At 66.3% G+C, this 11,955-nt stretch carries 14 protein-coding genes; 4 read left to right on the top strand and 10 right to left on the bottom strand.

Features of this window, described 5'->3' with window-relative positions; all coding sequences use genetic code 11:
* Positions 1-21 precede the first annotated feature (21 nt).
* Positions 22-666, bottom strand: coding sequence for a TetR/AcrR family transcriptional regulator (locus tag AC5P8F_RS17655; protein WP_046431363.1), 645 nt, complete (start codon positions 664-666; stop codon positions 22-24).
* An 82-nt stretch (positions 667-748) separates the two neighbouring features.
* On the opposite strand from AC5P8F_RS17655, the gene AC5P8F_RS17650 reads away from it, so the two are divergent.
* Positions 749-2,272: an FAD-dependent monooxygenase gene (locus AC5P8F_RS17650; RefSeq protein WP_346601162.1), complete on the top strand. Its 1,524-nt coding sequence runs from the start codon at positions 749-751 to the stop codon at positions 2,270-2,272.
* 7 nt (positions 2,273-2,279) lie between these two features.
* On the opposite strand, the gene AC5P8F_RS17645 is transcribed toward AC5P8F_RS17650, so the two are convergent.
* The 7 genes from AC5P8F_RS17645 to AC5P8F_RS17615 form a co-directional block, all read right to left on the bottom strand.
* Positions 2,280-3,983 carry an ATP-binding protein gene (locus tag AC5P8F_RS17645; protein ID WP_041864224.1) on the bottom strand — a complete coding sequence of 568 codons (1,704 nt, stop codon included), beginning with the start codon at positions 3,981-3,983 and terminating at the stop codon, positions 2,280-2,282.
* A gap of 185 nt (positions 3,984-4,168) precedes the next feature.
* Positions 4,169-4,345, bottom strand: a complete 177-nt coding sequence (locus AC5P8F_RS17640) for a hypothetical protein (protein ID WP_172980598.1) — start codon at positions 4,343-4,345, stop codon at positions 4,169-4,171.
* A gap of 16 nt (positions 4,346-4,361) precedes the next feature.
* Positions 4,362-4,610, bottom strand: coding sequence for a hypothetical protein (locus tag AC5P8F_RS17635; RefSeq protein ID WP_241887427.1), 249 nt, complete (start codon positions 4,608-4,610; stop codon positions 4,362-4,364).
* 114 nt (positions 4,611-4,724) lie between these two features.
* Complete coding sequence (locus tag AC5P8F_RS17630; protein WP_032957423.1) at positions 4,725-4,970, bottom strand: hypothetical protein; 246 nt, start codon at positions 4,968-4,970, stop codon at positions 4,725-4,727.
* A gap of 124 nt (positions 4,971-5,094) precedes the next feature.
* Positions 5,095-5,364, bottom strand: coding sequence for a hypothetical protein (locus AC5P8F_RS17625; RefSeq protein WP_032957425.1), 270 nt, complete (start codon positions 5,362-5,364; stop codon positions 5,095-5,097).
* Positions 5,365-5,467: 103 nt separating this feature from the next.
* Entirely contained in the window at positions 5,468-5,944 is a 477-nt protein-coding gene (locus AC5P8F_RS17620; protein WP_495228656.1) for a hypothetical protein, read from the bottom strand.
* 92 nt (positions 5,945-6,036) lie between these two features.
* Complete coding sequence (locus AC5P8F_RS17615; RefSeq protein WP_241887429.1) at positions 6,037-7,275, bottom strand: NADH:flavin oxidoreductase/NADH oxidase family protein; 1,239 nt, start codon at positions 7,273-7,275, stop codon at positions 6,037-6,039.
* An 89-nt stretch (positions 7,276-7,364) separates the two neighbouring features.
* Here AC5P8F_RS17615 and AC5P8F_RS17610 point away from each other — a divergent pair, with 89 nt between their 5' ends.
* Positions 7,365-7,844 (top strand): MerR family transcriptional regulator, encoded by a 480-nt coding sequence (locus AC5P8F_RS17610; RefSeq protein ID WP_197605944.1) that lies wholly within the window; start codon positions 7,365-7,367, stop codon positions 7,842-7,844.
* A 16-nt stretch (positions 7,845-7,860) separates the two neighbouring features.
* On the opposite strand, the gene AC5P8F_RS17605 is transcribed toward AC5P8F_RS17610, so the two are convergent.
* Together AC5P8F_RS17605 and AC5P8F_RS17600 are read right to left on the bottom strand one after the other, a co-directional pair.
* On the bottom strand, positions 7,861-9,072 hold the full coding sequence (locus AC5P8F_RS17605; protein ID WP_069118282.1) for an MFS transporter: 1,212 nt from the start codon (positions 9,070-9,072) through the stop codon (positions 7,861-7,863).
* A 126-nt stretch (positions 9,073-9,198) separates the two neighbouring features.
* Positions 9,199-9,618: an HD domain-containing protein gene (locus AC5P8F_RS17600; protein ID WP_032957003.1), complete on the bottom strand. Its 420-nt coding sequence runs from the start codon at positions 9,616-9,618 to the stop codon at positions 9,199-9,201.
* Between the two features lie 130 nt (positions 9,619-9,748).
* Here AC5P8F_RS17600 and AC5P8F_RS17595 point away from each other — a divergent pair, with 130 nt between their 5' ends.
* The gene (locus tag AC5P8F_RS17595) at positions 9,749-10,006 is read left to right on the top strand and encodes a hypothetical protein (RefSeq protein WP_014647581.1); all 258 of its coding nucleotides are present in this window, start codon (positions 9,749-9,751) and stop codon (positions 10,004-10,006) included.
* Between the two features lie 35 nt (positions 10,007-10,041).
* Entirely contained in the window at positions 10,042-11,721 is a 1,680-nt protein-coding gene (locus AC5P8F_RS17590) for a type IV secretory system conjugative DNA transfer family protein (RefSeq protein WP_014647580.1), read from the top strand.
* Positions 11,722-11,955 lie beyond the last annotated feature (234 nt).

Here is an 11,955-nt window from a genome sequence, read left to right as displayed (position 1 = left end):
GTGACCTATCCCCCGATTGCGCTATGGACGCAGGCCCGGGTCGGTATATGGGGTGCCGGCCAAGGCCACCAGCACGCCGGTGCCACCGCGCACGATCAGCTGCAGCATCGCTTGGCGCGGATCCTCGCCCCTCTGCTGGCTGGCCAGTCCACTCTCATAGGCGGCCACCATCGACGCCAGCAGCATGGCTGCGCCCAGGCGTGCCTCCGCGTCCTGCGCGGGCCGACCGGCCGCGTCGGCCATCAGCTGGGCCAGGTCGTCGGCCAGCTGTGCCTGCAGCCGTCGCGCGTGCGCCACCAGCACCGGACTGTCGGCCACGGTTGCCCAGAAGGCCGCTGCACCGGAGTTGATCCGTAACAGCGGATGGCCGCTGTCCAGCAGCTCCCGCACCAGCGATTGGAAGGCGGCCAGCGGGGCCATGCCACGGCGCGCCGCCATGCCTTCGCGAAGCAGGGTCCGGGCCTCCTCATCGCGGTCGAACACCAGGTCTTCCTTGCTGGCGAAATAATTGAAGACCGTCTTGCGCGAGACCCCCGCCGCATTGGCAATCTCGGACATGGACACGGCTTCGAAGCCGCGGCGGATGATCAGTTCGGTGGCGACGTCCGAAATGGTCTGTCGGGTTTCGGTCTTGCGCTGCTCGCGGCGGCCCCGGGGCGGGATCATGGGCGGTTCACTTGTGGAAACGTACACCGAGTGTAACATTGGCGTCGCCAGAGCGCCGGCCCGGCGCTCACAGGGAAATCCCATGTTGTACGACGTCGTCATCGCCGGGGCCGGCCCGGTCGGCCTGTTCCTGTCCTGCGAGCTGGCCCAGGCCGGCTGTTCGGTCCTGTTGCTGGAGCAGGCAGTGTCGCCCGAGACACCCTTGAAACGCCTGCCCTTTGGCTTGCGCGGCTTGAACGCGCCCACCCTGGAGGCCCTGGATCGACGTGGCCTGCTGGATGCGGTTGCCGCCAGTCAGGTGCTGAAGCCGGACAACGGCGCACCGCCGCCCGGCACCGCCCATTGGCTGGCGCAACCGCGGCCGCTGGGCGGCCACTTCGCCGGCATTCCTTTTGCGCTGGACAACGTGGACAGTGCGCGCTGGCGCCATCGCCTGCCGACGCCGGTGCCCACCCAGATGGCGGTCGAGCTGCAGTCGCTGGAGGCGGTGCTGGCCGAGCGTGCGGTGTCACTGGGTGTACAGATCGAGCGTGGCTGCACGGTGCAGGCGGTGCACGCACGCGAAGCACAGATGGTGGTCCAGACCGGTCGCGGGCTGATGCGGGGCCGCTGGCTGGTCGGTTGCGATGGCGCCCGCAGCACGGTACGCAAGCAGTCGGGGTTCGTGTTCGCAGGGACGGCGCCGGAGTTCACCGGGCACACGCTGCAGGTCGAACTGGCAGACCCGTCGGTGCTCGTCCCGGGGCGTCAGTTCACCGAACACGGCATGTGCAATTTCAATCCGCCGGGCATGCTGGCGCTGGCCGATTTCGACGGTGGCGCCGGCCATCGCACGCCGCTGGACCGGCACACCGCCCAGGCGCTGCTGCGGCGTGTCTCCGGGCGAGAGGCAACGATCACGGCGTTGCATCTGGCCACCACATGGACCGATGCCGCGCGCCAGGCCACGGCCTATCGCAGCGGCCGCGTGCTGTTGGCCGGTGATGCCGCGCACATGCATTCGCCGTTGGGCGGGCAGGGGCTGAACCTCGGCATCGGCGATGCGATGAACCTGGGGTGGAAGCTGGCCGCGGTGGTGCGAGGTGATGTGGCAGAGTCGCTGTTGGACAGCTATCAGGCTGAGCGCCATCCGATCGGCGCCCAGGTGCTCGACTGGTCACGTGCGCAGGTGGCGTTGATGCGGCCAGGCCGCGGGTCGCGCGCGCTGGCGGCGGTCATCGCCGACCTGGCCGCGACCCGCGACGGTGCCACCTATCTCGCCGAGCGGCTGTGGGGTGTAGCACCGCCACCGGTGCTCGACGGCAGCCATCCGCGGGTTGGCCGAAGCGCACCGGACGTCCAACTGGCTGATGACCGTCGGATGGGAGAGCTGCTGCGTGCAGGGCAGGGCGTGCTGCTGGGGCTCGATACCGGCGATTTGCTCGGTCCGATCATTGAGCGCTGGCAGCGGTCGGTCACCTGCGTGATGTCCACGGCGCGCGACACGCTGGGACTGGGCGCCGTGCTGGTCCGCCCCGACGGTATCGTCGCCTGGGCCTGCGATGCTGGCGGTGACACGTCGGGGCTGGAGCCTTCGCTGGAACGCTGGTTCGGTTCGCTGCGGTGACCGCCCGCTAGGGCGACGCCACCACGGCCTGCGCGCAGCGCCCGGCTTCGGTCATCACCGAGGCCAGCTGCTTCAATGAGTAAGGCTTGCGCAGCAGGGTGAAGCCATGGCCAGGGTCCCGGGCCAGCAGTTCGCTGTAGCCGCTGGTAAGGATCACTGGAAGCCCAGGCAGGCGGCTGCGGATGGTACGGGCCAGATCCAGGCCGTTCATGCCAGGCATCACTACGTCGCTGAACACTACATCGAAGCGGGAGGCATCCCGTTCGAGCTCCGCCAGGGCCTCGTCCGCATTGTGCGCAAGTACCACGTTGTAATCGAGCTCGCGCAGGGCGCCGACGGCAAATTCGGCCACATCGACGTTGTCTTCCACAACCAGCACGCAGACACCGTGACCATGCTGCAGCCCCGGTAGCGTCGCCGGCCGTTCCGTCATTTCTCTCGCCTGCGCCAGCGGCAGGTACAGGGTGAAGCGGGTACCGGCGCCCGCCTGGCTCTGCACGTCCACCTCGCCTTCCGACTGCTTGACGAAGCCGAACACCTGGCTGAGGCCGAGGCCGGTTCCGGCGCCGACGCTCTTGGTGGTGAAGAAGGGCTCGAAGATGCGGTCGACGACGGCGGGGTCGATGCCTGCTCCGGTGTCGGTCACGCTGATCGCGGCGAAGTCGCCCTTCATCGGCGCGGCGAAGCGCACCGAAGGCACCGCGGTTACCTGCTCCACCTCGATGGTCACCCTGCCGTGTCCCTCGATCGCATCGCGCGCGTTGACCGCGATGTTGATCAATGCAGTGTCCAGCTGGGTCCGGTCCAGCAGCACCGGCAATGGCGTGCCGGGCAACGTCAACGACACCTGGATGCGTGCACCCAGTACCGTGGTGATGATGTCCGAAAGCGCGTGCACGCTCTCGCAGAGATCGAAGACCTCCGGCGACAGGCTCTGGCGACGCGAGAACGCAAGCAGTTGCGCGGTCAGCTTGGTGGCGCGGTCCGAGGCTGTGGCAATGGCCTGGATGTAGCGGCGCCGGGTGTCGTCTGACGGCCACGTGTGCAGGAGCATGTCCACCGAACCGGTGATGACCTGCAGCAGGTTGTTGAAGTCGTGGGCCACACCGCCGGTGAGCTGGCCGATCGCCTCAAGCTTCTGCGACTGGCGCAGCTGCTCGCGGGCGCGCACCAGTTCCAGATGGGCCTCCCGCGCCTGCTCGGTGATCGCCGCGACCTGGCGGCTGTGCAGGTCGCGCTCGATCACCCGTTCGGTCTGCTCGCTGACCACGCACAGGATACCGGCGACACTGCCGCAGCCGACGCGCAGCGGTGAATAGGAAAACGTCCAGAATGTTTCGCGCAGCGTGCCGTCGCGATCCATCATCAATGGCAGGTTCTTGAAGCTGCGGCTGGTGCCGGCAAAGGCGTCGTCGACGGCATGCACCACGTCCGGCCATACGTCCGCCCAGACATCCTCCAGACGGTTGCCCATCGCGCCGTGCAGCTTTTCCCCCAGCATCGGCAGATAGGCATCATTGAAGAAGAACGCCTTGTCTTCCTTGCCCCAGGCAAGCCACAGGGGTTCCGGCGAATCCAGGATCATCGCCAGCAAGGTGCGAAGTTCGGCAGGTGCGCTTGCGGCAGTGGCCGAGCGGGCCCAGTCACTGTCCTGCAGCAGTCGGTAGGCGAGCTGATCAGGTGCGGAGACTGGCAGGGGAAAAGGATGCATGGCCGCCATTGGCGCAGGGAGGTGGCGCAGCATAGCCGAGCGCATGTCATGACGCCCTGCACACCGTCGGCATGAAGGGCCTCGCCACTTCGCCGTTGACGTGGCAGGGATGCACCCTTTGTTCAGCAGGTTGCCGCTATCGCGGCGCAGCGCGAAGGGAGGCGAAGCTGGCCTGATCGGCGGGTCTAGCCCTTACGACCTGCCTGCGCGGTGAGCACATCCCGGCCAGCCTCGGTCAGATCGATATCCCCGTCTTCCGCCTGTACCGCCCATCCGGCGGTCACCGCCCACGTTGCGGCATCGCCGCGCACCGGCTCTGCAGCGGCGATTGCCTGGAGTATTTTCCGCTGTTCCGCAGTCATTTCCACGTGGCGGCCCTCACATACCCAGCAACGACGCCGGTTGCCAGTCCGACAGGCGGGCGTGGCTGACCGGTTGATGGCAGCCGCACCCGTCACAACGGAACAACGCCCCGCCCGGAAGTTGCACCAGGTTGTCTTCGCTGGCAGAGCTGGTCGACGAGCAATGCCGGCAGGTGACCGTGAGCGCAGTGATGCGCTGCACGCTGCCTGATAGATCGAACACGGCCTCGAACGCGCGAATGACAGGGTGGGCAGTGTCCGGCATCTGAGTCTCGACAGGGTGGGGAGACCTCATCGTCGCGCGCCGGCTGTGATGGAGCAGTCAGCCGGATGCATGGGCGCGATCAAGACAGGCGCGGCAACCGGGTGCGCACCTTCGTCAGGGATTGTTCTTCTTTCCGCTCAGGTCCAGCGGCTTGTCACTGCCCTTGCGCTCGCTCGACCACACTTCCATGCCCTTGTTGCAGCGGCTCTCGCGGGCAGCGACCTCGGGCGGCAGGTCCTTCAGGTGCGGCGACTCCTGGCAGGCTTGATGCATGTTGCTGTCGTCATAGGTGGCGCAGGCGCTGAGCGATGCAAGGGCGATGGCAATGAGGGTCACGCGGAGCGGGGGCTGCAGGTTCACGGGGGGCCTCGGGTGATGCCGGGATGGCCATGGAATTCAAATCCGTGACACCGGGCATGCACAATCGGACCAACCGCACTTGTTATCCTATAACAGATGCGCGATAGTCCGGCCCCTGCCGGCGTCAGGCGATGCAGATCACCAGTACCGTGCACAGCACCAGCATCAGCACGAACACGCGCCGGCTCAGTGCCAGGCAGGCCAGATAGGCTGCGAGCGCCCACGCTGCCAGCAGCGCGCAGGCCATCACCCATAGCCCGATACCCATCATCGAACCCGTCGCCAACGCAGACAGTGCGATGGCCTTGAACAGCGCCACGCCCAACACGCTGCCCAGCATGCCGGCCTGCAAGGCGATTGCATCATGGCGGGCAGGTGCGCGATGGGGGTGCATTGCGGGTCCGGTACGGGCCGAGAGCGCGGCGTCGGCTGCACTGTGCCCAAATGCACATCCACGAAATGTGTTCATCGCGCGCGAAGACCGCGATGAAGCCCGTTCAGTCGAACTCACCCTCGGCCGATTCCAGACGCTGCCGGTACGCCGCGCGATGCTGGTACAGGCGCTGGCACTCGGCCGACCTGTGGATGCGGCTGCCGGGTTCATTGGCCACCGAGTCGCACATCCGCGCGATGTGATTGTTCTCCGCCAGTTCGGTGACGAAGAACACGGCAGTGATGCCGGTGCCAAGCAGCACGACATACAGCAGACGGCTGAGCCAGCGTGACAATTTCCGCTCGAAGTGCTGCTGGATGGTCAGGTCGAAGCGGATGATGCTGAGCACGATCCAGACGATGGCGACCAGGAAGCAGAGCGTGGGCAGCAGGTCGCGCCAGATGCCTGCTTCGTAGACCGACTCGCTGTAATGGACCGCAGCTCCGGCACCTGCGATGGCAATGGCCAGCGCCCAGTTGCGGCCCAGTGAGAGCAGGTCATCGAGCAGCTTTTCGTGGTTCCTGATTGGTCCTGCTGCCACGAGGGTTCCTTCTGCGTGTTGCGACCGGCGACGGGCTGCCGCCGATCGTGCAGATGGTGAAGCATCGATTCGGTGATGAGAAGCCTGCCCGCTCAGTATCCTCCTGCGCGTGCACCGATCCAGCGCCGGTAGCGGCGGGTCCGGCACTTTGCGGCCGCCTGTGCCAGCAGCAGTGCCCAGACGGGCGAAACACCCGGCGCCGTGGGCCGGAGCCTGCTCAGCCGCGCCAACTGGTACTTCACTGCGGCCATGTGTGCGCTGGCGGCCAACGGTTTGTTGCGCCAGTCGATGGTGCGCAGTGTCGGCACCGGGTCGCGGCCCTGCTGCCAGCGGTGGGGCAGATCCGGCTCGATCGCCAGCGCGGTGGCGATGCCGACCATGGCCACACCGCTGTCAAGTACCTGATCGGCCACGGCGCGACGGCGGATGCCACCGGTGACCATCAGCGGCATGGTTGCCACCGTGGCGATCTCCCGCGCGAACTCGAGGAAGTAGGCCTCGCGGGCCAGGCTGCGCTGGTCGCGCGCGGCACCGGTCATGGCCGGTGCTTCGTAGCTGCCACCGGACAGTTCGACCAGGTCCACGCCGAGCGGCGCCAGCATTTCCACCACTGCGCGCGCATCCTCGGGCGAGAAGCCACCGCGCTGGAAATCGGCGGAATTGAGCTTCACGGCCACCGCGAACGTGGGCGACACGGTGGCGCGCACCCCCTGCACGATCTCCAGCAGCAGGCGCGCACGGTTGTGCAGGCTGCCGCCCCAACGGTCGTCGCGGCGGTTGGACAGCGGCGACAGGAACTGGCTGAGCAGGTAACCGTGCGCGGCATGGATCTGCACGCCACTGAACCCGGCGCGCTCGGCCAGCTCGGCGCTGCGGATGAAGCGGGCGATCACCTCTTCGATGTCCGCCTCGGTCATCGCCCGCGGCGGTGCGAACTGCCTGGACAGCGCGCCCATCTCCAGGGCGACGGCTGACGGCGCGAGTGCCGGTTGGCCGAGTGCGGCCGGCATCTGCCGCCCGGGATGGTTGATCTGCATCCACATCTGCGCGCCCCGTGAGCGTGCCGTTTCGGCCCAGGCGATGAAGCGGTCAAGGTGGCGGTCGTCTTCCAGCACCACGCCGCCGGGGCCGGTCATGGCGCGGCCATCGACCATCACGTTGCCGGTGATGATCAGTCCTGCGCCGCCATCGGCCCAACGCTGGTAGAGCTGCAGCAGTGCAGCGGACGGCGCGTGGTCGGCGTCGGCCATGTTTTCCTCCATCGCGGCCTTGGCAATGCGGTTGCGGATGATGGCACCGGAGGGTAGTGCCAGGGGCGAGAACAGCGACATCGGACAGCTCCAGGACAGGGGAATGGCGCTACGCTAACCTTCAAGTTTTATTGAAGGTCAACAGGCTCCCATGGCGAGGATTCAGGCAGATGAAGATCGGTGAGCTGGCCCGCCTCACGGGCCTCGCGGCGTCGCGCATTCGCTTCTATGAAGACGCGGGGCTGCTGGTGGCGCAGCGCCAGGCCAATGGCTACCGCGACTATCCGGAACAGGCGGTGCTGTTGCTGGAGTTGATCACGGGCGCGCAGCGTGCAGGCTTCAGCCTGGAAGAGATCCGCGCCCTGCTGCCACCGGACATGGGCCAGTGGCAGCATGAGGCGTTGATCGCGATGCTGCAGCAGAAGGTGGCTGACATCGAAGCGTTGCAGCTGCGGTTGGCAGAGAGCAGGGCGCACCTGCTGGCCCTGATCAAGGACATCCAGGCGCGGCCGGACGGCATCGACTGTGCAGCCAATTCGCGGCGGGTGCTGGACCGTGTGAAGCGCGGTGAGCTGGCGCGGCCGACCCTGGTGGCCGGCGATACAGCGTTGCTGCGACCGGATCGCCGTCGCCGCAGAGGCAGCAACTGACGATCCGGCGCAATGTTCAGTGGCTGCCGGCGACGGCGGTGCTGCGCTTCTTGTCCAACATCACCGCCACGCACCACAGCAGCAGGCCGCCGATCGCGGTAGCCGCGCCGACATAGCCGGTACTGGCCGGGCTGAAGCCGGCGCTGATTGCCATGCCGCCCAGCCACGGGCCGAGTGCGTTGGCAGTATTGAAAGCGGCGTGGTTGGAGGCCGCCGCCAGCGTCTGCGCCTCACCGGCCACGTCCATCAGGCGGGTCTGCAGCACCGCCGCCAGTGCGCCCATGGTGCCGACAGTGATGATCATCGGGCCGATGGTCCACACCGACTGTGCGGCCAGCGGATACAGCAGCAGCATCACGATCGACCACAGCAGCACCACGGCGGCGGCCTTGAAGTGGAACTTGTCCACCAGCCAGCCACCGGCGATGTTGCCGATGATCGCGCCGATGCCGAACACGCCCACCGCCAGTGGCATCCACGATTCGGCCACGCCGGTGACCTGCACCAGGGTCGGTGCCAGGTAGGTGAACACGCAGAACATGCCGGCGAAGCCGACCGCGCCGATCGCCAGCGCCAGCCACACCTGGGACGTGTTGAAGGCGCGCAGCTCGCGCATCGGCGAGGTGCGTACTTCATCCGGGTCCGGCAGCAGGAAGCGCGCGATCATCGCCACGGTGGCGATGGCCAGCACGCTGACCAGGGCAAAGGCGGTGCGCCAGCTCAGCTGCTGACCCAGCCAGGTCGTCAGCGGGTTGCCGACCAGGATCGCGATCGACAGGCCCAGCAGCACGCGTGACATCGCCTGGCCGCGCTGGCCTGCGGGACTGATCGCCGCGGCCACCAGCATCGCCACGCCGAAGTAGGCGCCATGCGGCAGGCCGGCAACGAAGCGCGCCACCAGCATCGTGCCGTAGTTCGGTGCCAGCGCGCTGGCCAGGTTGCCGACCGCGTAGAAGCCCATCAGTGCCAGCAGCAGCTTGCGGCGAGGGAAGCTGGCGCCGACGAAGGCGAGGATCGGGGCGCCGACCACCACGCCGATGGCATAGGCGCTGATCAGATGCCCGACCTGGGTTTCGGAAATCGACAGGCCGCGGCTGATCTCCAGCATCAGGCCCATGCTGGCGAACTCGCTGGTGCCGATGGCGAAGCCACCCAGTGAAAGGGCGAGGATGATCAGGGTGCGCTGGCGGGGCGTCAGCCGCGCAGCCAGGGAAGAGTTGGGGCTCATGCGGGGGCGCGATGGGGGCGGTAGCCGCCCATTGTACTGCTGCACTGCAGCAGGAGCAGCAGCACTCAGGGTAAATCAGCGTTTGATCGGTGACACGCCGGCCTGCCGAGCCTCGTCGCGCCCGGCTCAGATGCCCAGCGCCGCCCGGGCATGAGCGTACTTTCCGTGCAGGCGCGCGGCCGTCGCCGCATCGAGCATCGCCAGCCGCTGCGGATCGGCGTTGTCATCCAGATCGGCGCGCTTCACTTTCAGTGCCAGCGGGTGGGCGGCAATGCGCGCGTAGTAGCTGTCCGCGTCGGGTGCTGCATCGCGGTTGAGCAGTTGCACCGCCTCGCGCAGCGGTGCGGGAAATACCTCGATCCGCGCGGCAAACGCCGGGCAGTCCTCGGCCACGTCATGCAGCCAGGCCACCACTTCGGCGTCATCGTCGCCGCGCACCGCAGCCGCCACCCGCGCCACATGGCCGATGTAAGGCTGGCCGGCCTTGTCGATCTGCCCCGCGTGGGCCTCGGTGGCCAGCGTACGGGCAAGTGCTACCCAGTCCATTGCGGTCTCCTTGGATATCCGCGCACAGTTTCGCGCAGAAGACGCAGCGGTTGTGGATGCGCCCATGACGCTGCCACCGGCATGATGGCGGGGCAGGGGGCGCAGTGTTGCCCCGACAAGGAGGAGTGCGATGCAGGAATTCAGGCATGTGCTGGAAACCCGTGGCCGCTACCAGCTGGTAGCGGTGTCCCACGAGCCGGTGTACGCTCCCGGCGATGTGGTCGGCCATGCGGTCGTCGCCGACGATGGGGATCGTCTGACCGACCTGATATCACTGGCCGAAGCGCGCCAACGCTTGCTGCAACTGGTGCGTGAAGAGGGCGAGGAGCCCGGGCTGGAAAACGAGAACCACCTGCGGAAGAAGGCGTCGCGCTGGCGCCACCGCTAGGCCGTCGCGCCGCGTGCGCATCATGGAGGATTCGGGTGTTGCCCAGTAAGAAGTATCTGCTCATCGCCATCATCACGCTGGCGACCCTGTTGCTTGGTTTCGTGTTCTCCGGCTACTTGACCTTGCTGTTCCTGGGGCTGGACACCCAGCTGTTCACCTGGAACACCTACTACCAGTACGTCCACGCCATCGGCCAACCGCAGGTCGCGCCCTTCGTGGGCAAGATCAAATGGGCGGGCTACGTAGGCTTCGGCCTGCCCCTGCTGGTGCTGCTGGTGGCCGGCCTGGTGCTGCTGCTGAAGAAGGACAAGCGCTCGCTGCACGGCGACGCGCGCTTCGCCACCGGCGCCGACCTGGCCAAGCACGGCATGTTCAAGAAGACCGGCCAGAGCATCGTGGTCGGCAGCCATGGCGGCAAGCTGGTGCGCCTGGATGGCCAGCAGTTCGTGATCCTGGCCGCGCCCACCCGCTCGGGCAAGGGCGTGGGCGTGGTCATCCCGAACCTGCTGGAGTACGGCGAATCGCTGGTGGTGCTGGACATCAAGCAGGAGAACTTCGACCTGACCAGCGGCTGGCGCGCCAGCCAGGGCCAGGAGATCTACCTGTTCAACCCCTTCGCCGAGGACCGGCGCACGCACCGCTGGAACCCGCTCAGCTACGTCTCCGACGATCCGGCCTTCCGGGTGTCGGACCTGATGAGCATCGCCGCGATGCTGTACCCAGACGGGGCCGAGGACCAGAAGTTCTGGGTCAGCCAGGCACGCAACGCGTTCATGGCCTTTACCCTGTACCTGTTCGAGAACTGGGACGACGAGCGCAGCAGCGGTTTCCCGGGCGGCGCCGGCACGCCCACGCTCGGTGCGGTGTACCGTCTGTCCTCCGGCGACGGCACCGACCTGAAGAAGTACCTCAAGACCCTGTCGGAGCGACCGTTCCTCAGCGCCAATGCCCGTTCGGCGTTCGCCAACATGCTGTCGCAGGCCGATGAGACCTTCGCCTCGATCCTGGGCACCTTCAAGGAGCCGCTCAATCCCTGGATCAACCCGGTGCTGGACAAGGCCACCAGCAGCAACGACTTCCTGCTGACCGACGTCCGCAAGAAGAAGATGACCATCTACATCGGCATCCAGCCGAACAAGCTGGCCGAGAGCCGGCTGATCATCAACCTGTTCTTCAGCCAGCTGATCAACCTCAACACCAAGGAACTGCCCAAGTCCAACCCGGACCTGAAGTACCAGTGCCTGCTGCTGATGGACGAATTCACCTCGATCGGCAAAGTGGAGATCATCGCCTCGGCGGTCTCCTACATGGCCGGCTACAACATCCGCCTGCTGCCGATCATCCAGAGCATGTCCCAGCTCGACGCCACCTACGGCCGGGAAGTCTCTCGCACGATCATCACCAACCACGCGCTGCAGATCCTGTACGCGCCGCGCGAACAGCAGGATGCCAACGACTATTCGGACATGCTGGGCTACACCACGGTGCGCAGGAAGAACGTCACCCATGCCCGCGAGAAGACCCACAACTTCACCGAGGAACGGCGCGCGCTGATGCTGCCGCAGGAGCTGAAGGCGATGGGGCCGGACATGGAGGTGTTCCTGTACGAGGGGATACCTCACCCGGTGAAGTGCGACAAGATCCGGTACTACAAGGATCGCTACTTCACCTCGAGGCTGCTGCCGAAGGTGGACGTTCCGATGCTGAACGTCTAATTCACGTCGCTGAATTTGTGATCACAATTCGTAGTTAAGAATGTGAATTCGTGATTTCGGTCAAGAATTTGGCATTTGTTCATGGATTTTCAGACTTGTCTGACATGGAATTGACGCGTGGTTGTGCGACCCTGTGCATGTCGTTCAGAAATGTGTGATGGATGGCAGATGTTGTAGAGCAGGGTGGCCAGGAGTTTGTGCCATGAAACAAGGATGGTTTCGACGTTGGTGAGG

The sequence above is a fragment of the Stenotrophomonas sp. YJH_SMC_69 genome (assembly GCF_059370495.1).
The sequence above is the reverse complement of the archived record's forward strand: the minus strand, read 5'-3'. Positions and strand labels throughout refer to the sequence as shown.

Bases quoted from the DNA above. Each gene is read 5' to 3' on its own strand.
- AC5P8F_RS17645 (WP_041864224.1), bottom strand. From the start codon at position 3,983: ATGCATCCTTTTCCCCTGCCAGTCTCCGCACCTGATCAGCTCGCCTAC.
- AC5P8F_RS17600 (WP_032957003.1), bottom strand. From the start codon at position 9,618: ATGGACTGGGTAGCACTTGCCCGTACGCTGGCCACCGAGGCCCACGCG.
- AC5P8F_RS17615 (WP_241887429.1), bottom strand. From the start codon at position 7,275: ATGTCGCTGTTCTCGCCCCTGGCACTACCCTCCGGTGCCATCATCCGC.
- AC5P8F_RS17650 (WP_346601162.1), top strand. From the start codon at position 749: ATGTTGTACGACGTCGTCATCGCCGGGGCCGGCCCGGTCGGCCTGTTC.
- AC5P8F_RS17605 (WP_069118282.1), bottom strand. From the start codon at position 9,072: ATGAGCCCCAACTCTTCCCTGGCTGCGCGGCTGACGCCCCGCCAGCGC.
- AC5P8F_RS17640 (WP_172980598.1), bottom strand. From the start codon at position 4,345: ATGACTGCGGAACAGCGGAAAATACTCCAGGCAATCGCCGCTGCAGAG.
- AC5P8F_RS17635 (WP_241887427.1), bottom strand. From the start codon at position 4,610: ATGCCGGACACTGCCCACCCTGTCATTCGCGCGTTCGAGGCCGTGTTC.
- AC5P8F_RS17625 (WP_032957425.1), bottom strand. From the start codon at position 5,364: ATGCACCCCCATCGCGCACCTGCCCGCCATGATGCAATCGCCTTGCAG.
- AC5P8F_RS17610 (WP_197605944.1), top strand. From the start codon at position 7,365: ATGAAGATCGGTGAGCTGGCCCGCCTCACGGGCCTCGCGGCGTCGCGC.
- AC5P8F_RS17655 (WP_046431363.1), bottom strand. From the start codon at position 666: ATGATCCCGCCCCGGGGCCGCCGCGAGCAGCGCAAGACCGAAACCCGA.
- AC5P8F_RS17595 (WP_014647581.1), top strand. From the start codon at position 9,749: ATGCAGGAATTCAGGCATGTGCTGGAAACCCGTGGCCGCTACCAGCTG.